Annotated in this window: 22 protein-coding genes; 7 read left to right on the top strand and 15 right to left on the bottom strand. The window is 66.6% G+C overall.

Features of this window, described 5'->3' with window-relative positions:
• Window positions 1–35: 35 nt before the first annotated feature.
• From E2E27_RS14850 to E2E27_RS19210, 10 genes are all read right to left on the bottom strand, one after another.
• Window positions 36–1,019 (bottom strand): alpha/beta fold hydrolase, encoded by a 984-nt coding sequence (locus E2E27_RS14850; protein WP_141460416.1) that lies wholly within the window; start codon window positions 1,017–1,019, stop codon window positions 36–38.
• Window positions 1,016–2,038 (bottom strand): SO2930 family diheme c-type cytochrome, encoded by a 1,023-nt coding sequence (locus E2E27_RS14855; protein ID WP_141460418.1) that lies wholly within the window; start codon window positions 2,036–2,038, stop codon window positions 1,016–1,018. Before E2E27_RS14855 ends, E2E27_RS14850 begins: the two co-directional genes overlap by 4 nt.
• Complete coding sequence (locus E2E27_RS14860; RefSeq protein WP_141460420.1) at window positions 2,035–3,234, bottom strand: parallel beta-helix domain-containing protein; 1,200 nt, start codon at window positions 3,232–3,234, stop codon at window positions 2,035–2,037. Before E2E27_RS14860 ends, E2E27_RS14855 begins: the two co-directional genes overlap by 4 nt.
• Window positions 3,235–3,290: 56 nt before the next feature.
• Window positions 3,291–3,632 (bottom strand): hypothetical protein, encoded by a 342-nt coding sequence (locus E2E27_RS14865; protein WP_141460422.1) that lies wholly within the window; start codon window positions 3,630–3,632, stop codon window positions 3,291–3,293.
• Window positions 3,632–5,089 carry an NAD(P)(+) transhydrogenase (Re/Si-specific) subunit beta gene (locus tag E2E27_RS14870; protein ID WP_141460424.1) on the bottom strand — a complete coding sequence of 486 codons (1,458 nt, stop codon included), beginning with the start codon at window positions 5,087–5,089 and terminating at the stop codon, window positions 3,632–3,634. Before E2E27_RS14870 ends, E2E27_RS14865 begins: the two co-directional genes overlap by 1 nt.
• A 3-nt stretch (window positions 5,090–5,092) precedes the next feature.
• Window positions 5,093–5,374 carry an NAD(P) transhydrogenase subunit alpha part 2 gene (locus E2E27_RS14875; RefSeq protein WP_054117330.1) on the bottom strand — a complete coding sequence of 94 codons (282 nt, stop codon included), beginning with the start codon at window positions 5,372–5,374 and terminating at the stop codon, window positions 5,093–5,095.
• Between the two features lie 3 nt (window positions 5,375–5,377).
• A complete protein-coding gene (locus E2E27_RS14880; protein WP_141460426.1) occupies window positions 5,378–5,776 on the bottom strand; it encodes a DUF4268 domain-containing protein in 399 nt (132 codons plus the stop codon).
• Window positions 5,733–6,284 carry a hypothetical protein gene (locus E2E27_RS14885; RefSeq protein ID WP_141460428.1) on the bottom strand — a complete coding sequence of 184 codons (552 nt, stop codon included), beginning with the start codon at window positions 6,282–6,284 and terminating at the stop codon, window positions 5,733–5,735. The genes E2E27_RS14880 and E2E27_RS14885 overlap by 44 nt, the downstream gene beginning before the upstream one ends.
• Before the next feature lie 83 nt (window positions 6,285–6,367).
• On the bottom strand, window positions 6,368–7,489 hold the full coding sequence (locus tag E2E27_RS14890; RefSeq protein ID WP_141460430.1) for an NAD(P) transhydrogenase subunit alpha: 1,122 nt from the start codon (window positions 7,487–7,489) through the stop codon (window positions 6,368–6,370).
• Between the two features lie 12 nt (window positions 7,490–7,501).
• Window positions 7,502–7,624, bottom strand: a complete 123-nt coding sequence (locus tag E2E27_RS19210) for a hypothetical protein (protein ID WP_286172755.1) — start codon at window positions 7,622–7,624, stop codon at window positions 7,502–7,504.
• Between the two features lie 279 nt (window positions 7,625–7,903).
• Between E2E27_RS19210 and E2E27_RS14895 the strand changes: the two genes are divergently transcribed.
• Complete coding sequence (locus E2E27_RS14895) at window positions 7,904–9,340, top strand: sigma-54-dependent transcriptional regulator (RefSeq protein WP_141461954.1); 1,437 nt, start codon at window positions 7,904–7,906, stop codon at window positions 9,338–9,340.
• A gap of 32 nt (window positions 9,341–9,372) precedes the next feature.
• Window positions 9,373–10,131, top strand: a complete 759-nt coding sequence (locus E2E27_RS14900) for an SDR family NAD(P)-dependent oxidoreductase (RefSeq protein WP_141460432.1) — start codon at window positions 9,373–9,375, stop codon at window positions 10,129–10,131.
• A 95-nt stretch (window positions 10,132–10,226) separates the two neighbouring features.
• Here the strand turns inward: E2E27_RS14900 and E2E27_RS14905 are convergent, their stop codons facing one another.
• The 4 genes from E2E27_RS14905 to rnhB all read right to left on the bottom strand — a co-directional run bounded on the left by E2E27_RS14905 (window position 10,227) and on the right by rnhB (window position 14,623).
• Window positions 10,227–11,402 carry an alkaline phosphatase D family protein gene (locus E2E27_RS14905; protein ID WP_141460434.1) on the bottom strand — a complete coding sequence of 392 codons (1,176 nt, stop codon included), beginning with the start codon at window positions 11,400–11,402 and terminating at the stop codon, window positions 10,227–10,229.
• An 81-nt stretch (window positions 11,403–11,483) separates the two neighbouring features.
• Window positions 11,484–12,596, bottom strand: coding sequence for a dihydropteroate synthase (folP, locus tag E2E27_RS14910; RefSeq protein ID WP_141460436.1), 1,113 nt, complete (start codon window positions 12,594–12,596; stop codon window positions 11,484–11,486).
• An 8-nt stretch (window positions 12,597–12,604) separates the two neighbouring features.
• Window positions 12,605–13,759, bottom strand: coding sequence for a site-specific DNA-methyltransferase (locus E2E27_RS14915; protein WP_502705521.1), 1,155 nt, complete (start codon window positions 13,757–13,759; stop codon window positions 12,605–12,607).
• A 240-nt stretch (window positions 13,760–13,999) separates the two neighbouring features.
• Window positions 14,000–14,623, bottom strand: coding sequence for a ribonuclease HII (gene rnhB, locus E2E27_RS14920; RefSeq protein WP_141460438.1), 624 nt, complete (start codon window positions 14,621–14,623; stop codon window positions 14,000–14,002).
• On the opposite strand from rnhB, the gene E2E27_RS14925 reads away from it, so the two are divergent.
• The 5 genes from E2E27_RS14925 to E2E27_RS14945 all read left to right on the top strand — a co-directional run bounded on the left by E2E27_RS14925 (window position 14,622) and on the right by E2E27_RS14945 (window position 18,740).
• The gene (locus tag E2E27_RS14925) at window positions 14,622–15,791 is read left to right on the top strand and encodes a PQQ-dependent sugar dehydrogenase (protein ID WP_141460440.1); all 1,170 of its coding nucleotides are present in this window, start codon (window positions 14,622–14,624) and stop codon (window positions 15,789–15,791) included. The two genes, rnhB and E2E27_RS14925, sit on opposite strands and share 2 nt — an antisense overlap.
• Window positions 15,788–16,333: a GNAT family N-acetyltransferase gene (locus tag E2E27_RS14930; RefSeq protein ID WP_141460442.1), complete on the top strand. Its 546-nt coding sequence runs from the start codon at window positions 15,788–15,790 to the stop codon at window positions 16,331–16,333. The genes E2E27_RS14925 and E2E27_RS14930 overlap by 4 nt, the downstream gene beginning before the upstream one ends.
• A gap of 64 nt (window positions 16,334–16,397) precedes the next feature.
• Entirely contained in the window at window positions 16,398–16,952 is a 555-nt protein-coding gene (locus E2E27_RS14935; RefSeq protein WP_141460444.1) for a DUF1285 domain-containing protein, read from the top strand.
• Window positions 16,949–17,557: a CoA pyrophosphatase gene (locus E2E27_RS14940; RefSeq protein WP_141460446.1), complete on the top strand. Its 609-nt coding sequence runs from the start codon at window positions 16,949–16,951 to the stop codon at window positions 17,555–17,557. Before E2E27_RS14935 ends, E2E27_RS14940 begins: the two co-directional genes overlap by 4 nt.
• On the top strand, window positions 17,547–18,740 hold the full coding sequence (locus tag E2E27_RS14945) for a CCA tRNA nucleotidyltransferase (protein WP_141460448.1): 1,194 nt from the start codon (window positions 17,547–17,549) through the stop codon (window positions 18,738–18,740). The genes E2E27_RS14940 and E2E27_RS14945 overlap by 11 nt, the downstream gene beginning before the upstream one ends.
• 37 nt (window positions 18,741–18,777) lie before the next feature.
• On the opposite strand, the gene parC is transcribed toward E2E27_RS14945, so the two are convergent.
• On the bottom strand, window positions 18,778–21,084 hold the full coding sequence (gene parC, locus E2E27_RS14950; RefSeq protein ID WP_141460450.1) for a DNA topoisomerase IV subunit A: 2,307 nt from the start codon (window positions 21,082–21,084) through the stop codon (window positions 18,778–18,780).
• Window positions 21,085–21,156: the final 72 nt, after the last annotated feature.

The following is a 21,156-nucleotide window of genomic DNA, read 5'->3' on the forward strand; positions in this document are numbered from 1 at the left end:
CTTGCGTCCAGTGTGCAAGGCGTTGCGGGCGGGGTTTATTCGGGTTTTGCAGCCGGAGCGTGCTCGGCAAGCCACGCCTGAAGATCGCGCACCGTGGCGGCGGGCGCCTCTTCGTGTGGCAGGTGACCGATACCGGGATAGGTGACCAGCCGATTGTTCGGCAGGGTCGAGGCAAGCCACCGTCCTGCCGCGAGCGGGATCAGCCGGTCTTCCTCGCCCCACAGGATCAGGGTCGGCGTGGTGACCGCGGCGATTTCGGCCGCGCTCAAGGGATCGTAGGGCAGGCCGAAGCGCGCCATCGTCGCCCGCCGGTTGCCGGGATAGCGAAGCAGTTCCCAGTAGCGATCCACCGCCGCCTCGGTCACGACCGCCGTGTTCGAGACCGATTGTTCGAGGCTCTGGCGGATCAGGCTGCGCGGGGTGATCTGTTCGGCCAGCAGGTTGATCCCCGGCGTCTGCGCGATGGTGAAGCCGATATTGCCGCTATCGTCGTCCTCCTCGGCACCTGCGCTCTCGAGCATCGGCCCGCCGCTGGCATCGACCAGCACGAGGCCGCCGAGCCGCTCCGGATGCGCTATGGCGAAGGCAAGCGCGTGCTTGCCGCCCATCGAATTGCCCGCGAGGACGAACCGCTCAAGCCCCAGCGCGTCGGCGACTTCGAGGATATCCTGCGCGTAATTGGCGCGGCTGTAATCGCCTTGAGGATCGGGGCCGGTGAGACCGTGGCCGATCTGATCGAAGCGGATCACGCGATATTGGCCCTTCAATCCCTGCACCCACGGTTCCCATGTGTGCAGATCGGCGTTGGAGCCGTGCAGCAGCATGATCGCGGGGGCGTCTCTCGGCCCCTCGTCGCGCAGGTGGACCTTCACGCCGTCGCCGATGGAGACGAATTGCGAGGGCGGCCCGCCATATTTGGCGCGCATCGCCGCCGGGTCGGTATCGGGCGTGCGGAAGACGAGAAAGGCGATCACCAGCAATCCGACAATCGCCAGCAGACCACGCCAGAGCCATTTCATTCGGGTTTCATCTCCGCAATCCAGCGCCGCACCACGGCGACGCCATCCTTGTCGATGCTGGATTTGCCCAACTCCGGCATGGCGATGCCGGGTTCGGCGCTGTCCATGCGGTAGAGCAGGATCGAGGCGTCGGGCTCACCCGGCAGGATCGAGAATTCGTGCCCGCCTGCCCCGCGCCCAGCCGCCACCGGACGCTTGAAGATACCGATGGCGTGCGCGTCCGCCTGCTCCCAGCGCAGATCGAGCCCCGAGTTCGACGCGCCGCCGCCCGGTTGGTGGCAGTGGGCGCAGTTCACATCGAGATAGGCGCGCGCCAAGGTGGCGGTATCGGGATTGAGATCGCGGTTGTTCCAGTCGGGCAGGAAGCGCGGCACGTCGGGAACAGCCTCCAGCAAATCGGCGGAGACCATCGCTTGCAGCCACATCTGGCCGAGATTGCGCGCCTTGGGGCCAATCGGGATCACCTGCCCGTCCTTGCCGTGGCAGGACTTGCACTGGTTCTTGTTGGGGATGGCGTAGGAAATCGCCTCACCGGCCGGGGTGACGAGATCGACGCGCCCGCCGGCGAGCGCCAGCGTGGCCTCGGTCTGCTCGGCGTTCCAGCGATAGGGCAGCGCCGTCCAGCCATCGGCGCGGTGCAGCAGCACGCGGGTTTCGATCAGGCGGCGTTCCGCGCCCTCGCCGAAAGCGAAGGTCTTGATGATCGCCGCGCCGACCGGGAATTGCAGCAGGCCCTCCCCGTCAGCTTTCAGCCGGGTGCCTTCGGGCAGATAGATGAAGCGGAGTTTCTCCGCCCCGTCCGACCAGAGCGGGGTGTTGAGCGCATAGGGCGTGACACCCGTATTGGGAGACTGCTTCACACCATCGACGAAGAAACGGAATTCGCTCAGCTTTTGCGGGAAGGGTGCGCCGGTCACTGCGACATCATTCACGGCGGGCTCGTCTATCACGGTCGCATGGCCGAGCGCCGCGCCGAAGGTAGCGCAAGCGAACGCAAGGAGGCCGAGGCCGCGCTTCACTTCAGCCGCGCTTCCAGTTCCGCAGGCGCACCGACTTCGGGAAACTGCCACGCTTCGATTGGCGTCAGCGTCAGCGGCCCCGGCTGGGCTTCGGCTAGGCTCTGGCCCACCCGCGACAGATTGAGGCTCCACCCCGTCACCCCCGGCGCGATCCTGAGCGCGGTGTCGGAGCTTTCGGAAAGGCCGTCCCACAGCACCGGCGGCAGCGCGCCGCCGAAGGCTGCGAGCAATTGCTCTTTGCCCTCAAGCTGCGGATCGTCTCCGCCGCGCCCGAAGGCATTGCGGCCGACGATCACGTTCCTTGCATGGGGGTTGTAGCGCGGGTCCTCGAAGGGCTGGGTATAGGCGATCACCATGATGTGCGCGGTGGCGTTGCCCTCGAACTCATTGTCGTCGATCAACACACCGTCATTGGCCATCACCAGCACGCCGGTGCCACGCCGCACACTCGCGACGATATTGCCCGGCGGTGCGAAGTTGGGGGTGTCGTTGTCCTTCACAACATTCTTGCGCAGGATCACATTGCCGCCGTTCATCACCGGCAGACCGGGGAGGTCGAACACCAGCAATCCGCCCGTATTGTGCGTGGCGATGTTCTCCGTGACGAGGGCATTGCGGCTGTTCTCGATCTCGATCCCGGCGACGTTGAATTCGACGAGATTGCCGCGCACCGTGATGTCGCGGCTCTGGCCGACATAGATGCCCGCATCCGACGCGCCGACCACCTTCGACCGCTGCACCAGCACGCCGGTGCTCTCGACCGGATAGATGCCATAGGCCCCGTTGGAGGCCTTCGGCCCGCCGGTCCATTCGACCCGCAAGGCGTCATAGACGATCATGTCCGCGCCCTTGGACTTGATCCCGTCGCCCTTGGGGTTTTCGATGGCAAAGCCGCGCAGGGTGACATTGTCGCTGGTGACGAGCAGCCCCTCGCCCGCGCCTTGCTGGCCGGTGAAGTCGAGGATGGTCTTGTCCATACCCGCACCCCGCACCGTCACCCCGTCGACATCGAGGCTGAGCCCATCGGTGAGCACGAAGCGTCCTTCTGCGAGTTCGATCGTGTCGCCGGGGGCGGCCAGAATCAGCGCCTCCTGCAAGCGCGCGCCCGCGCCCTCGCCCGGTTCGACCCGGTGCGTTTCAGCGGCGAGCGGCGCTGCGGTGCTGAGCAGCGCGGCAGCCAGAGCAAAGCGGTTCATGATGTTCTCCCTCTCCGCTACGCAGTGTGGCGCAAGCGGGGGAGCAATGGCAAGCCTTAGCCCAGCCCGATCGCGCACAGGCCGGCGCTGGTGGTGAGCACCGCGACGACCTCGCCATCCTCGACCCGGCGCAGACGCTTGACGAGCTCGCCGAGGCCGTAGCCTTCCTCGGGCTCGCCTTCGAGCGGGGCCATCGCCTGCCGGAGGTTCCAGAGCTGGCCGATGGTGAGGCGGTCGACCATCCGGCTGGCCATGCATTCGGCACGCCGCTCGCCCACCCCGGCCTCGACCAGCGCGCCCTTGACCTGCCATTCGACCACAGGGTCGGCGAGGCCGGTGAACAGCGCACCGGCCGCGAGAGCCACGATCAGCAGCAGTGCGACAAGGAGTTTTCGCATCAATCGAGCGACTTGACGATTTCCTCGACCATCTTCTTCGCATCGGCGAGGAGCATGACGGTCTGGTTCATGTAGAACACTTCGTTGTCGACCCCGGCATAGCCGACGCCCCCCATCGAGCGCTTGATGAAGAACACCTGCTTGGCCTTGTCGACGTCGAACACCGGCATCCCGTAGATCGGCGAGGACTTGTCGGTCTTGGCCGCCGGGTTCACCACGTCGTTCGCGCCGATGATGAAGGCGACGTCGGCCTGCGCGAATTCGGAGTTGATGTCCTCCAGCTCGAACACCTCGTCATAGGGCACGCTGGCTTCGGCGAGCAGCACGTTCATGTGCCCCGGCATCCGGCCCGCGACGGGGTGGATCGCGTATTTCACGTCCACGCCCTTTTCCTTGAGCTTGTCGCCCATCTCGCGCAGCGCGTGCTGGGCCTGCGCCACCGCCATGCCGTAGCCGGGGATGATGATGACCTTCTCGGCCTGCTCGAGCATGTAGGCGGCGTCTTCCGCTGAGCCCTGCTTGTAGGGCCGCTGCTCGCGCGCCCCGCCGGCACCGCCGCCCGCACTTGCGTCGGCACCAAAGCCGCCCGCGATCACGGAAATGAAGCTGCGGTTCATCGCGCGGCACATGATGTAACTGAGGATCGCCCCCGAGGAGCCGACCAGCGCGCCGGTGATGATCATCGCGCTGTTGCCGAGCGTGAAGCCCATCGCCGCCGCCGCCCAGCCCGAGTAGGAGTTGAGCATCGAGACGACCACGGGCATGTCCGCCCCGCCGATCGGGATGATCAGCAGGAAGCCGATGGCAAAGGCCAGCACGGTGATCGCAATGACCATCCAGCCCTCGCCCGCTCCGCCTTCGGGCGAGACGGTGTAAAGCCCGATCAGCACGAGGATCGCCGCGAGAGTGCCGAGGTTGATGACGTGCCGTCCCGGCAGCATGATCGGCGAACCGCTCATCCGGCCCGACAGCTTGAGGAAGGCGATAACGCTCCCCGAGAAGGTGATCGCGCCGATGGCGATGCCGAGGCCGAGTTCCACGCGGCTGACCGCCATGATCTGCCCGGCGGCATCGGTGATCCCGAAGGCCGCAGGGTTGAGCCATGCGGCCAGACCCACCACCACCGCGGCAAGGCCGACGAGCGAGTGGAAGCCCGCGACAAGTTCGGGCATCGCGGTCATGGCGATGCGCCGCGCAATGGTGACGCCAAGGATCGCACCGATCGCGATGGCAATGCCGATCTCGACCAGGTTCGTGCCGTGCATGATCAGCGTCGTCACCACCGCAATGGCCATGCCGATCATGCCGTTGCGGTTGCCCGCGCGGCTCGACGCCGGGCTCGAAAGCCCGCGCAGCGCGAGGATGAAGAACACGCCAGCGACAAGGTAGGCGAGCATCGCCCAGGCAGGCGTCGCGCCCTCGCCCGATGCGGCGGCGGAAAGCAGGGAGAAGGTCATCTCTTACTTCTCCTTCTTCTTGTACATCGCGAGCATACGCTCGGTCACGGCAAACCCGCCGAAAATGTTGATGCTGGCCATCACCACGCCCGCGAGCGCGAGATATTTCGCCACCGGGTTCTCCGCCTCGGCCGCGGCGATCAGCGCGCCGACGATGATCACCGAGGAGATCGCATTGGTCACCGCCATCAGCGGGGTATGCAGCGCCGGGGTCACCGACCAGACGACGTAATAGCCCACGAAGCAGGCCAGCACGAAGATGCTGAGAATTGAAATGAAGTCCATGGATCAGTCACCGCCCTCTGTTTCGCCAATGCTGATTTGCGCAATCATTGGACGAAAAACTTCAGTCATTTTTGGCCAATTCGCCAAGAGCCACTCATGCTGCTGAGCCCACTGACCCTTGTCTTCCTTGTTTTGAATACCCGGCATATAAAGCGCGATACGCTTTTCATGGCCCTGCAAGGTTTCCCACGAGAGCTCACCGCCAATCAGCTCTTCGATTTCAGCCTTACGCTCACATAGTTGTTCGAAAACCTGAGGTGCAGCCACACCGCTGATGTATACTTCAAGCCTTAGCTTGCTTCCACTGGCAAACGATGCGTTTGCGTCGACGGAGAAGCCGCTTCCGTTACCGATCCTCTCACCCGTCTGCCAGTTTCCCTTGTAAGGTTTTCGGGCCGCCAGAGCGGCGGTATGACACTGCTGCCTTTTGGATCAATGCCGCCCAATACTCACGATAGAGAGCCTGAGTCGGCGTCAATACATCATCTACAGCAAATTTGGCCGCAGCGCTTTGTTTTGACCAATCATTTGGCTTCGCGACAATCGAAAAGCTAGGGGCAAAAGCACTTTCGCCGATCTTCAAAAGCTCAACCTGTATTCCGAAAAAGAGATGATCTTCATCACTTATTCTGTTGAGGTAATCGATAGCAGCTCGATGCTCTTCACGAAAAGTTCGGGCTATCCACACCACGATCGGTGCATCAAGTCCTGCAGCATAGGTCAAAATTTGCCCTAAGTGCTTGTGATCAGTCCCCTCAATCTGGTTCTCGATTAGGACCCACTTGCCACTCACTGCATCCTTGGCAAGAATGTCAGCCGAAAAGGGGCCTACTTGCTTCTCAACAGCCTCTAATTCCAGACGAAGGCCGAGGGTGTCGCCTAGACTAGTCAGGCTTTCCTCTTCGGCCATCCAAGGCGTGAAGTTCTTTGCCTCGTCAGGCCATGCCTTTCGAAGGTCAACTGACTCGATACGGCCAAGCGGTATTACCGCACTCACCCCAGCAGCCTCTCGTTCACAACCTTGCCGCCCTGCGTCAGCCGGATCGCCCCCCCGATTTCCTCGTCGAGCACGGGCTTGCCCGCCTCCTTGTCCCAGAAGGCGCTGAGGAGGTTGTAGTGGTTGCGCGCGAACAGCGCCGAGGCGTCGGCCGGGAGCGTCGCGGGGGTGTTCGAATAACCGATGATCTTGACGCCGTGCTTTTCGACCACCTGATCGGCGACCGAACCTTCGACGTTCCCGCCCTGCGCCACGGCAAGGTCGTAGATCACGCTGCCCGGCTTCATCGTCGCGATCTGGGCGTCGGTGACGAGGCGCGGCGCAGCGCGGCCCGGAATCAGCGCGGTGGTGATTACGATGTCCTGCTTGGCGATATGGCTGGAGACTAGTTCGGCCTGCGCCTCCTGGTATTCCTCGCTCATTTCGGTGGCATAGCCGCCCGAACCTTCACCTTCGATCCCGGCGACATTCTCGACGAAGATCGGCTTGGCACCGAGCGACTGGATCTGCTCCTTGGTGGCCGAGCGCACGTCGGTCGCGGAGACCTGCGCACCCAAGCGCCGCGCGGTCGCAATCGCCTGAAGGCCCGCAACCCCCACGCCCATGATGAACACCCGCGCGGCCTGCACGGTGCCGGCTGCGGTCATCATCATCGGGAAGGCGCGTCCGTAAGCGTCAGCCGCCGCCAGAACCGCCTTGTAACCCGCGAGGTTGGATTGCGAGGACAATACGTCCATCGACTGCGCGCGGGTGATGCGCGGCATGAACTCCATCGACAGCGCCTCGAAGCCCGCGGCGGCATAGGCATCGACCACAGGCCGCTTGGTGAAGGGATCGAACAGCGCTGCCACCATCGCGCCGGGCTTCGCGCCCGTCAGCAGCGCCACATCGGGCGCCTGGATGCCGAGAACGATGTCCGCATCCTTCACCGTTGCTGCCACATCGCCAACCTCGGCCCCCGCCTCGGCATAGGCGGCGTCGGTAATCGAGGAGACCACCCCCGCCCCGCTTTCCACCGCGACCGTGCAACCCAGCGCGGCGAATTTCTTGGCCGTTTCCGGCGTGGCGGCGACGCGCGTCTCGCCCGAGGCGCGCTCTTTCAGGATGGCGATCTTCACTGGCGCGGCGGCTTAGTTGGCGATCATCGCGACGACGATGAACGCGATCACCGCGATCACCGGAACGGCCCACTTCAGCGTGCCCATGAAGCCGCTGTAGGTGGCCTGCGCCTTTTCCATGTCGTGAACAGTCATGATCTCTTTCCCCTTGGGCCTCCGAACGCGCCGCGGCGCGATTGGTTGCCGGTGGTTGTCAATAATCGGGCTGCAAGGCCCATGTCCGGTTCCGTATCGAAGCGCGCGCGCTATCTCAAGTCACCTTTAATGGCAGGCGCGCCCCCGCGCACCTGTCCCGTCGCGGCACAGTCTTAATCACGTTTTTACCTCCCCCGCTTATCCACGTGAGACTGCCCCGCCTGTCCCCATCGGATCGGCGGGCCCCTGACAAAGCGAGTTGCGAGACCGATGGCCGAAATGGATTGCCTGCCCGAAGCGCAGGAAGATGCGCGAATCGTGATGCTGATCGACGATGAGCCCGCGCAGGGCCGGCTCATCACCGCGATTGCCGCGCGCGATGGATGGCGCACGATCGTTGCCCCCGATGCCGAAACCGCAATCGCGATGCTCGGCACGCGCGAGGGAATGCAACTGAGCGCGATCCTGCTCGATCAATGGGTGCCGGGTGACGATGCCTGCCAGCTGATCGCCGAACTCAAGTCGCGCCGGCCTGCCCTCCCCATCCTGATGCTGACCACCAGCGCCTCCCCGTTGCTGGCGGTCGAGGCGATGCGCGCGGGCGCTTCGGACTATCTCGTCAAACCCGTCTCGCCCGACCGGCTGATGGAAGCGCTGCGCTCTGTCACCACCCGCGAAGCCCCGCGTGACGAGCTTGCCCCGCTGACCGAGAAGATGTCCGCCAGCCTCGATTTCGATGCGATGATCGGCACCGCGCCGCAATTCCGCGCCGCGCTGGCGCAGGCCGCCAAGGCCGCACGCGGTCATGGCCATGTGCTGATCGAAGGCGAAAGCGGCACCGGCAAGGAAATGCTGATGCGCGCGATGCACGGCGCATCTCCGCGCGCCAAGGAGGCCTTTCGCACCATCAACCTCGCCTCGATCCCGCCCGGTTCGATCGATTCGGTGCTGTTTGGCCACGAGCCCGGCAGCTTCCCCGGCGCCTTCGACCGCCAGATCGGCGCCTTCCAGCATTGCGACGGCGGCACGCTGACCCTCGACGAGATCGACCGCCTCACCCCCGTGCTCCAGCAACGCCTCGCCGAGGCGCTGGAGAGCGGCATCATCCGTCCGGTCGGCGCAAGCTATGGTTTCCGCGTCGATGTGCGCCTGCTGGTGACGAGCAATGTCGGGCTCGACCGGATGGTGGAGGCCGGGCAGTTCGACGCCGGGCTCGCCGCCAGGCTGGGCGCGACGCGCATCGTGCTGCCGCCGCTGCGCGAGCGCACGGGCGACATCCCCGCCCTTACCCGCCACTTCCTCGCCCGCATCGGTGAGCAGCCGGGGCTCAACCATCTTTCGGTCAGCGATTCGGCGCTGGCGCTGCTCGCCGCCTATGACTGGCCGGGCAATGTCCGCCAGCTGCAATCGGTGCTGTTCCGCGCGGCGGTCTATTGCGAAGGCAATTCGCTCACCGCCGACAGCTTTCCGCAATTGTCGGAGATGCTGGGTGAACAGGGCAGCGTCACCACCGCGAGCACGCACGAGGGCGTGGGCATCATGCTCTACACCCCCGACGGCAACCTGCGGCCCCTGGAAGAGATCGAGGCCGACGTGATCCGCCTCGCCATCGGCCATTACCGCGGCCGGATGACGGAGGTCGCGCGGCGGTTGGGGATCGGGCGCTCGACGCTCTACCGCAAGCTCAGCGATCTGGGGATCGACAACGCGGCTTGATCGGCGCGGCGTTGCGGCCTAGCCCGCGCGCCATGACGATACTTCAGGATTTCGAAGGGCGCTCGGCGCTCGTGACGGGCGCGGCTTCGGGGATCGGGGCGGCTTGTGCGCAGGCATTGGCGGCGCGCGGGGCCGCGCGGCTGTGGCTGGTCGATGTCGACGGCGCGGGACTCGATGCACTCGACCTTTCAAGCGAGGTGCATCGCATCACCGGGAGCGTTGCGGACGAGGCGCTGTGGCAGGAGCTCGAGCCGCAGATGGCCGGGCTCGATCATGCCGTGGTCAATGCCGGGATCGGCGCGGGCGGGCCGCTGGCGGAGCTTTCGCTGACCGAATGGCGGCGGGTCATGGCGGTCAATCTCGACGGGGCGTTCCTGACGCTGGCGGCATCGCTGCGGGCGATGGGAGAGACCGGCGGGAGTGCGGTCGTGGTCGCCTCGGTCACGGGTTTGAAGCCGGTGCCGGGTATTGGCCCCTATGGCGTCTCCAAGGCGGCGGTCGCGCACATGGCCCGCATCGCGGCGGTCGAGCACGCCAAGGCGGGCATCCGCGTCAATGCCATCGCGCCCGGCGGGGTCGACACCGCGATCTGGGAGAGCGGCGAGGATTTCCAGCGCTCGGTCGCCGCCATCGGGCGCGAGGCGACGATCAAGGCCATGGCCAAGACCACCCCGCTGGGCCGCTTCGCCACCTCCGACGAAATGGCCGCAACGATCTGCTACCTGCTGAGCGACGCCGCCGCCAACATCACCGGCCACGTGATGGTGTCGGACGGCGGCTTCACCCTGTGAACTGATGGATCGGCCAAGCGGCAATCCAACATAAGTGCCTGAAATGTCTGTTCCTGCGGCTCAGCTTCGCTTCCACGTTAAACATTTGCGGAACATCACCAACTGACGGTCTGCTCCGCCAGCGTCGCGCTCTGGTTGCTCTTGAGCGTCAGGGTCACGCGCTTCGCCTTCCAGTCGATATCGACCAGACCGTAATTCTCTTCGGAAAAGAATTTCGACACCCGCGCCGGATCGGGCTCGCGCGCGGTGCTGCGGTCGTTGTCGCTCTCGAACGACAGGTTGAGCGAGGAGCTGGTCAGCTCCCACAGCGTCTCGTCCTTGTAGCGCGTGCTGTAGACCCCGCCCGCGTGGCGATCGCCCGAGAGGAGAACCACCCCGCTCGCCTCGCGGCGGCTCAGCGCATCGAGCAGGCGCGCGCGCTCGACCGGGAAGTTGGTCCAGCCTTCATACTGGTGCGCGGTGGTGATCACCTGCGTCGAGGAGACCACGATCCGCACATCGGCGGGCTTGGCCAGCTCCTGCTCCAACCACGCCCACTGCGCCTCGCCCAGCACGGTCTTGTCGAGATCGTCCTCGGGCAGATAGCCGCCCAGCGGCGGACGCTCCTTGCTCCACGGCATCCGCTTGAGATCGGAGCGGAAGAAGCGCGTGTCGAGCAGGATCACCTGCACCCGCTTGCCCTCGGGGCCGGTGATGGTGCTCTCGTAAACGCCGGGCCGCGCGCGCACCGCGTCGGAGGAGTTCCAGAACGTTTCGAACAGGTCTTCCGCCCAGCGCCGGAAGGGGAAGCTGGCGCCCGCATCGTTGAGGCCGAAATCGTGGTCGTCCCAGGTCGCCAGCATCGGCACCTTCGCACGGAAGCCGGTGAATTCGGGGTGCGAGGCTTGCAGCGCATAGGAAGCGCGCAGCGATTCCAGCCCGGCATCGCCGTCCCACCCGCTGTCGCCATAGACATTGTCGCCGATCATCAGGAACAGCTGCGGGTTCTGCGCGGCGATCTGCGCCCACATGTGCTGCGAGGCGTTCTGGTGGTTGCAGCTGCCGAAGGCGATGCGGGTGAGCGTGGTCGCCGGGGCGAGCGCGGGGTTCGGCCCGGCCTCGGGCATCGCGACCTGCTGGCGCAGCATCGCGTAATAGGGCTCGAGCAGCTGGTCGGGCGTCAGGCTGACCGCGACCGGCGCGCCGCGCGCAGGCGCGGGCTCGTCGTCATGCGCGGCAAGCGGCGCGGCGAGCGCGGCAAGGGCGGTGGCGGCAAGCGGAATGAGGCGCATGGAGGGCTCCTTGGCAAGGGTGCGGCGACAGGGTTCTGGCGCTGTCCGATGACAGAACCGGCGCAGCCGGAAAAGCGGCAATTATGCCAGAGGGAGCGTGCTGAAATCGGTCAGCGCCGCATCGCGCAGGCCGCGCCACACGTTGCGCGCCTGCACCGTCTCGGCAACATCGTGGACGCGCAGCAGGTGGACGCCCGCCTCCATCCCCTTGACCGCCAGCGCCAGCGATCCGGCGAGGCGGCGGTCGGCGGGCTCCTCGGCCGAGAGCGCGCCGATCATCCGCTTGCGGCTCGCCCCCAGCATCAGCGGACTGCCCAGCGCGTGGAACAGCGGCAGGGCGTTGATCAGCGCCAGGTTCTCCGCCAGCGACTTGCCGAAGCCGATACCGGGATCGAGAATGATGCGATCCTCGGCCACCCCGGCGTCGATCGCCCGCGCGCGCGCCGCCTTGAGGAAGTCGAACACCTCGCTCACAACGTCGGCATAGTCGCCGCCCTTGTGCAGATCCTCGCCCGCACCGGGCGCGTGCATCAGCACCACCGGGCAGCCCTCGGTTGCGACCAGTTCGATGCTGCGCGGGTCGTAGCGTAGTGCCGAAACGTCGTTCGCCATATGCGCGCCCGCCGACAGCGCAGCCGCCAGAACCCCGGCGCGGCGGGTGTCGACGCTGATCGCTGCGCCCATGCTGGCGCAATATTCGACTGCGGGGACGACGCGGCGGATTTCCTCGTCCTCGAAGGTTGCTGCCGCGCCGGGCCGCGTGCTTTCGCCGCCGATGTCGATGATCGCCGCGCCCGCTTCGAGCATCGCGGCGGCGTAGGCGCGCCCGGCCTCGATCTGGTCGTGCTGCCCGCCATCGGAGAAACTGTCGGGCGTGACGTTGAGGATGCCCATCACCTGCGGCTGGTCGAGCCGGACAGTGCGGCTGCCCAGCTGGAGCGGGGCGTGGCTCTTGGCGAGGTTGCGCCACTGCTCGGCACCCTCCTCGGCCAGCGCGCCGGAGAGGCGGGCGAGCGCGGCCTCGATCATGCGCGGCGTGCCCACGATCCGCTCGGCCACCGCCCCGCCCTCGCGCACCACCAGCGCGAATTCGCGGGCATAGGCCATGCTGCCGCCGAGCCGGACCGCCTCTCCCTCAACCGCCTGCGGGCCGGAAACGAGGGTGAGGGGGTGGATGTAGACCGAAGCACTCACGGGAAGGGTCAATCCTCTACCGCCAGCAGATAGGTCTGCCGCGCCGCGTCGATCGGCTGGACGTCGCCGCCAGCAGCCCCCGACACCTCGAAGTGCCAGAACGCCCAGCCGTTGCAGCTCGGCGCGCCTTGCAGCTCCTTGCCGAGACCGTGGATCGATCCCGTTTTGCCGCCGCACTCCAGCGAGCCATCGGCGCGCACCGTGGCGATCCAGCGGCGCTTCTTGTCGAACACCGTGCTGCCGACCGGAATCAACCCGCTTTCGACCACCGCGCCGAACGCCACCTTGGGCGCGGTGCGGGGCGATTGCATCGTGGTGAGCGCGCTTTCATCGAGCGGCAGTTCCTTGGCGATGCGCCTGGTCGCGACCTCGCGGTAGACCGCTTCGCGTTCGCAGCCGATCCACTCGCGCCCCAGCCGCTTGGCTACCGCGCCGGTGGTGCCGGTGCCGAAGAACGGGTCGAGCACCACGTCGCCCTTCTCGGTGGTCGCCAGCAGCACGCGGTAGAGCAGCGCTTCGGGCTTCTGGGTCGGATGCGCCTTCTTGCCGTTTTCCTTCAGCCGCTCTCCGCCCGAACAGATCGGCAGCACCCAGTCGGAACGCATCTGAAGCTCGTCGTTGAGCGTCTTCATCGCGCGGTAGTTGAAGTGGTAGCGGGCCTTTTCACCCATGCTCGCCCAGATCAGCGTCTCGTGCGCGTTGGTGAAGCGGGTGCCGCGGAAATTGGGCATGGGGTTGGACTTGCGCCAGACGATGTCGTTGAGGATCCAGAAGCCGAGATCCTGAAGGATCGCGCCGACGCGGAAGATGTTGTGGTAGCTGCCGATCACCCACAGCGCGCCATCGGGCTTGAGCACGCGGCGCGCCTCGGTCAGCCACTCGCGGGTGAATTTGTCATAGGCCGCCATGGAATCGAACTGGTCCCAATGGTCTGTCACGGCATCGACATGAGAACCATCGGGCCGGTTGAGATCGCCGCCCAGTTGCAGGTTGTAGGGCGGATCGGCGAAGACGAGATCGACGCTGTTGGTGGGCAGCGAGCGCATTGCGGCGATGCAGTCGCCCGGCAGGATGCGGCCCAGCGGCAAATCCGCCGTGTGCGCAGTTTCCTGCGTTTTTACAACGCTTTTCGCGCGTGTCTTGACCTTTTCTATCACACTCACCGGATTTGCCCCGTCACTTGTCGCTTGAACTTATCCACAGGGATGAGTCTTTGAAGAGTCCGCGTCAAGGCTCTAATTTTGCGCAGATTCCGGTTGACAGGGGGTGTCCGGCACAAGCGGCGGGCGGAACGAAACGAGTCCGGCACAAGATGTTGAGTCCGCCGCTCCGAACGGGACTCCAGATGCAGTTGTGTGGCGGCGAGGACTCACCTGCCGTGCGAACGACCCGAACCTGTCAGGTCACAGCAGGCTGGCCTGCGCCACCGGCGCGAAGCTGCGGCGATGAAGCGGACTGGGGCCGTGACGGCGCAACGCCTCTATGTGTTCGGCGGTGCCGTAGCCCTTGTTGCGCTCCCACCCGTAATGCGGGTGCGCGGCGGCGGCTTCCAGCATCAGGCGGTCGCGCCATTCCTTGGCGATGATCGAGGCGGCCGATATGCAGGGCTCGATACCGTCCCCGCCGACGATGGCGCGGGCGGGCCAGCGCCATTCGGCGCAGCGGCCATGCGGAGTCATGTTGCCGTCGATCAGCACGCTGTCCGGCGCTACCTCCAGCGCATCGACAAGGCTCGCCACGGCGCGGGTCATCGCCAGCATCGTCGCCATGAAGATGTTGACCCGGTCGATCTCCTCGGGCTCGACCACCGCCACCGCCCAGCCGCAGCCCGCGCGGATCGCTTGGTCGAGCGCGGCGCGGCGCTTGGCCGAAAGGCGCTTGGAATCGTCGAGCCCTGCCGGTATCGCCGAACTCAACACGACCGCCGCGGCCACCACCGGCCCGGCGAGCGGCCCGCGCCCCGCCTCGTCGACCCCGATGACCAGCGGCTGGCCCGATGCCGTCAAACCCGGAGTGACCCCTCGCATGAACCGTCCTGCTCGCTTTCTCGCCCTCCTTTCCGCCACCGTGCTGCCGCTGGCAAGCTGCGCGCAGGCCGAAACCGGGGAAACCGCCGCCGCCGCCGCCGCCACGGCCGGCCCCGTGTCCTTCGCGGTGAGCGAAGTCGCCAGCTTCGAAGAGCCTTGGGCCCTCGCCTTCGCGCCGGGCACGCAGATGCTGTTCATCACCGAAAAGTCCGGGACTCTGAAGGTGCTCGACACCGCCAGCGGCAAGACCGGCACCGTCACCGGCGCGCCCACGGTAGATTATGGCGGCCAGGGCGGGCTCGGCGATATCGCCTTCCTGCCCGCCGAGGCAGGCAAGCCGCTCGATGGCCGCACGATCTATCTCAGCTGGGTCGAGGCCGGTGACGGCGACACCCGCGGCGCGGTGGTCGGCAAGGGCACGCTTGCCTGCACCGGGGTTGAGGCCTGCGCGGTCGAGGGCCTCGCCGTGATCTGGCGCCAGACCCCCAAGGTCACGGGCCGCGGTCACTATTCGCACCGCATCACCTTTTCGCCCGACGGGCAATATCTGTTCATCGCCAGCGGTGAGCGCCAGAAGATGCAGCCGGCGCAGGACACCTCGAACACGCTGGGCTCGATCGTGCGTCTGAACCTCGACGGCACCCCGGCGGCTGGCAATCCGCTCGCCGCAGAGGGCGGCGCGAGCGCGGAGATCTGGTCCTACGGCCACCGCAACATCCTCGGCATCGATTGGGACGCGCAAGGGCGCCTTTGGGAAGTCGAGCACGGCCCGGCTGGCGGGGACGAGCTCAACCTCGTCCGGCAGGGCGCCAATTACGGCTGGCCGATCCGCTCCAACGGCGAACATTACAACGGCGATCCGATCCCCGATCACAGCGCCGATGACGGCTTTGCCAAGCCCGCGCTCAGCTGGAACCCGGTGATCGCGCCGGGCGACATGCTGATCTACAACGGTGACATGTTTCCCGCGTGGAAGGGCCATGCACTGATGACGGGCCTTGCCACGCAGGCGCTGATCGACGTCGCGATCGAGGGTGAGAGCGCGCGCGAAGTCGCCCGCCACGAATTCGACAAGCGCCTGCGTGCCATCGCGCAGGGCCCCGACGGTGCGCTGTGGGTGGCCGAGGATGGCAAGGGCGCCAAGCTGGTGAAGCTCACCGCAAAATGACCGCATCCGCCAGCGCGCCTGCCAGCGCGACCCTGATCCCGCTCGAGGCGGTCGACCCCGCCATGATCGAGGAAGTGCTCGACCGCGCCTTCGGGCTGGATCGCCATGCGCGCACGGCCTATCGCATCCGCGAGGGCATGGATTGGCTGCCCGGCCTGAGCCTTGCCGCGCTCGACGAGCACGACATGCTGGTGGCGACGATCCAGTGCTGGCCGATCGGGCTTCAGACCAGACAGGGGCAGGTGCCGCTGGTGATGGTCGGGCCGGTGGCGGTCGTTCCCGAGAGGCAGGGCGAAGGCTTCGGCGTCGGCCTGATGAGCGCGATGATCGCCGAGGACGCGCGGCTTGCCGCAAATGGAGGCCGTGCCCTTCCGCAAGTGCTGATCGGCGATGCGCCCTATTACGGGCGCTGGGGCTTTTCCGCCGCGCTGACCGGCGGGTGGCGCTGCCCCGGCCCTTACGAACCCAGCCGCCTGCTCGCCCGTGGCACCGCGCTCGCCGCCATGCCGGGAGAGGGTATGCTGGGGCCGTGGGAAGGCTGATTGCGACGGGCCGGGCGATACCCTCTTCACCTCGCCCCGCCCTTCTGCCATCCCTTCGGCCATCATGCCCTACGAACCGCCCCCCTATCTCGCCAGCCTGACCCTCGCCGAAATCGCCCAGCTGGTGGCAGACCGCAAGCTGCCCCCGGTCGAAGGCTGGGCGCCGCAGGTGGTGGGCGAGAGCCAGATGGTGATCGCCGCCGACGGCACATGGTTTCACGAAGGCGGCCCGATCCGGCGCGAGGCGATGGTACGCGCCTTTGCGGGCCTGCTGACCCGCGACGAGGCCGGGCACCACTGGCTTGTCACCCCGTTCGAGAAGCTCGCGATAGAAGTCGAGGACGCGGCCTTCATCGCCACCGATTGCGTGCGCCGTGACGATGCGCTGGTGTTCCGCCTCAACACCGACGACATCGTCATCGCCGGGCCCGAGCATGGACTGCGCGTGACGGGCGATCCCGAGAATCCGGCGGTCTATCTCCATGTCCGGCGCGGGTGCGAGGCGCGGCTCAACCGCTCCACCTGGGCGCAGCTGGCCGAGATTGCGCTGGCCGAGGGGGCCGAGGCAAACGGCTGGCAGGTCACCAGTCAGGGCGCGGCTTTCAAACTCCAGCCATGAGCCTGTTCGACCCCCTCGCCCGCGCCTTTGCCGAAGGCCATGCGCGCGAGATCTCCGATCTGCTGAGCGATGCGCATTTCGCCCGCGATGGTCGTGCGACCCCGGCGGCGGTGCTGGTTGCGATCACCGACGTGCCGCACGATCCGCAGGTGATCCTCACCCAGCGCCCCCGCGCGATGCGTGATCATCCGGGGCAGGTCGCCTTTCCCGGCGGCAAGATCGATCCGGGCGAGGACCCCGTCACCGCCGCCTTGCGCGAAGCCGAGGAGGAACTCGCCCTGCCGCGTGATGCCGTCCGCGTGATCGGCACCAGCGATGTCTATCACACCGGCACCGGCTTTCTGGTGACTCCGGTGGTGGGCGTGGTGCCGCCCGGCCTTGCGCTCACCCCCAACCCCGCCGAGGTCGAGGCCTGGTTCGAGGCTCCGCTGGCAACGCTGCTCGATCCCGCGAGCTGGACGACCAACGAGGTGTTCTGGCGGGGGGCGAACCGGCGCTATCTCGAACTCGAATGGCAGGGCTTCCGCATCTGGGGCGTGACCGCGGCGATCATCGCCAACCTGTCGCGCCGGATCAGTTGGGAGGCGCTCAGCGATGCTGCGTGATCTGGCGGCGGCGGACTGGACCCGCCGCGAGGGCCTCGCCGCGCTGACGGCGGCGTTGGGGGCGGAGAACATCCGCTGGGTCGGCGGCGCGGTGCGCGACGGGCTGCTGGGCGCGGCCGTAGCCGATGTGGATTGCGCCACCACGCTGCTCCCGCAAGAGGTGATCGCGGCCTGCGGCAAGGCCGGTATCCGCACGGTTCCCACGGGCATCGAGCACGGCACAGTCACCGCGCTGCTCAAGGACGGCCCCGTGGAAGTCACCACCCTGCGCCGCGATGTGGCGACCGATGGCCGCCGCGCCACGATCGCCTTCGCGTCCGACTGGGCCGAGGATGCGGCGCGGCGCGATTTCACTATCAATGCGCTCTATGCCCACCCGCAGACGCTGGAGATCGCGGACTATTTCGGCGGGCTTGCCGACCTTCGCGAAGGCCGGGTGCGCTTCATCGGTGACGCGCGCCAGCGGATTGCCGAGGATCACCTGCGGATCCTTCGCTATTACCGCTTCCAGACCCGCTTCGGCGCGGCGCTCGATACGCAAGCGGAGGACGCCTGCGCCGAGCTGGCCCACACGCTCAAGGGCCTCAGCCGCGAACGGATTGCGGCGGAATTGCTGAACCTGCTCGCGCTGCCCGATCCCCACCCCACGCTCACCCGGATGCGCGCGCGCGGTGTGCTCGGCGTGATCCTGCCCGAAACCTGCCCCGCCCACCTCGCCGCGCTCGAACGGCTGATCGCCGCCGAGGCCGTGCAGGGCTTCGCGCCCGATCCGGTGCGCCGGCTCGCCGCGCTGCTCCCGCCCTCGCCCGAGGTGGCCGAGACAGTCGCCGCGCGGCTGCGGTTGTCGAAAGCCCAGCGCGGCAAGCTGGTGAACGCCGCCGAGCGCCGCGCCAGCGATGCCGACAATCCCAAGGCGCTGGCCTACCGCCTCACCCCGCCGCTCGCGATCGACCGGCTGTTGCTCGCCGGGGCCAACGCGCGCCCGCTGGAGGGGTGGGAGGTGCCGACCTTCCCGCTGAAAGGCGGCGCCATCGTCGCGCGCGGGATCACCGCCGGGCCTGAGGTCGCGCGCCTGCTCCAGACCATCGAGGCGCGCTGGGTGGCCGAGGGCTTCCCCTCCGCTGACCGCGTGAACCAGATGCTCGCCGAGGAGCTGGGCACCAGCGCGTTCGACTGGGGCTAAGATCCCCCTCCCGCAAGCGGGAGGGGAAAATCACAGATCAATCGAACTTGTTCGCCTTCGGGAAGCCCTGCGGCGGCATCCGCCCGGCGGCACCGCGCGCGACCTTCCACAGGCGGATTTCGGTCTCGGTGCGGGTGCGCTCTCCGCTCCCACCCATCTGCCAGCTGAGCCCGTCCGCCAGCACGAAGGTGGTCGCATCCGACAGCCCGCCATCGCGATAGCGTTGCAGCTGTACCCCCTGCCCGCGGGTCATCACTGGCAGCTCTTCGAGGTTGAACACCACCAGCTTGCGATTGTCGCCCACCACCGCGACATGATCGTGGCCCTCGCCGATCGGGCGGATCACCGCGAGCTGCGCGCCGTCCTTGAGGTTGACCACCTGCCGCCCCTTGCGGGTTTCGGCCAGCAGCTCGTTCATTTCCGCGACGAAGCCCTTGCCGTGGCTTGAGGCGAGCAGCAGCCTCCCGCCCGGACGATGCACCATCATCGCGCTGACCGAGGCATCGCTTTCGAGGTCGATCATCGTGCGCACCGGCTCGCCAAACCCGCGCGCGCCGGGCAGCTTGTCGCAGCCGAGCGTGTAGAAGCGCCCGTCACTGGCGGCCAGCAGCAGCTTGTCGGTGGTCTGCGCGTGGACGATGAAGGCGAGGCCATCGCCTTCCTTGTACTTGAACTCCTGATCCAGCGGCACATGGCCGCTCGCCGCCCTGATCCAGCCCTTCTGGCTGAGGATCACCGTAACCGGCGCCTTCTCGATCATCGCTTCCATGCTGAATTCGACCGTCGGCGCAGCCTCGGCAATAAGCGTTCGGCGGCGGCCCAGAGGGGTGTCCTCGGCATAGGACTTGCGCAGCGCGCGCAGATCGCGCTTCAGCCGCGTGCGCTGGCGGGCCGGGCTTTCCAGCAGGGCGTTCAGTTCCGCCTCTTCGGCCAGCAGCTCGTCCTGCTCCTTGCGCAGCTGCATTTCCTCGAGCTTGCGCAGGGAGCGCAGCCGCATGTTGAGGATCGCTTCGGCCTGCCGGTCGGTCAGTTCGAATTCGGCGATCATCACCGGCTTGGGCTCATCCTCGGTGCGGATGATCTCGATCACCCGGTCGAGGTTGAGGAAGGCGATGATATAGCCGCGCACCAGCTCCAGCCGGTCGGCGATCTTCTCGAGCCGATGCCGCGCGCGGCGCTGGAGGATGTCGATCTGCGCGAAGGTCCAGCTTTCGAGCAGTTCCTTCAGCCCCATCACCATCGGCGTGCGGCCATAACCGGGCCGCGCGTCGAGCACGTTCATGTTGAGGCTGAAGCGCGTTTCCAAGTCCGTCAGCTTGAACAGGCTTTCCTTCAGCAGCTCAGGATCGACATTGCGGCTTTTGGGGACGATCACGATGCGGATCGCGGTATCGCTTTCGTCGCGCACGTCTTCGAGGATCGGCAGCTTCTTGTCGGCGATCGCCTGCGCGATCTGTTCGATCAGCTTGCCCTTGGGCACCTGATAGGGGATTTCCGAGATGACGAGCTGCCACTGTCCGCCGCCCAGCCGCTCGATCCCCGCCTCGATATCGGCCGCGTCCTTCGCCTCGGGCGCGAAGAAGCGCCCGCGCAGGCGGAAGGCACCGCGCCCGGTGCGATAGGCCTCGCTGATCGCCGCCGCGCTGTCGATCACCTGTCCGCCGGTGGCGAAATCGGGGCCGTGGAACAGTTCCATCAGCCGCTCGTGACTGACCGAGGGGTTGTCGATCAGCTCCAAGGTCGCGTCGATGATCTCGGCGACATTGTGGCTGGGGATGGAGGTCGCCATGCCGACCGCGATCCCGCTGGCGCCGTTGGCGAGCAGGTTGGGGAACAGGCCGGGGAAAATCTCGGGCTCGATCTCCTCGCCATTGTAGGTCGGGATGAAATCGACGGTGCCCTCGTCCAGCCCCGCCATCAGTTCCAATGCGGTGCGCGTCAGGCGGGCTTCGGTGTAGCGGTAGGCGGCAGCATTATCGCCATCGACGTTGCCGAAGTTCCCCTGCCCTTCAACCAGCGGGTAACGCAGGCTGAAATCCTGCGCGAGGCGCACCATCGCGTCATAGACCGATGCATCGCCATGCGGGTGATACTTGCCGATCACATCGCCCACCACGCGCGCCGACTTCTTGAAGGCATCGCTGGGGTTGAGCTTCAACTGCCGCATCGCCCACAGCAGACGGCGATGCACCGGCTTCAGCCCGTCACGCAGATCGGGCAGCGAGCGCGCGGTGATGGTCGAAAGCGCATAGACCAGATAGCGCTCCGACAGCGCGGCATCGAAGGGCGCATCGACGATGGCATCGAAGCTGTCGTCGGGCTCGGTGGTGACGGGATCGGACATTCCCGATGTCTAGCAACCCGTACGCGCCCGAGGGAGAGGGGTTTCCACAGGCTTGACCGCGTCTTGCGCCGC

Origin of the sequence: Porphyrobacter sp. YT40, assembly GCF_006542605.1 — a bacterium.
Taxonomy (GTDB): Bacteria; Pseudomonadota; Alphaproteobacteria; order Sphingomonadales; family Sphingomonadaceae; genus Erythrobacter.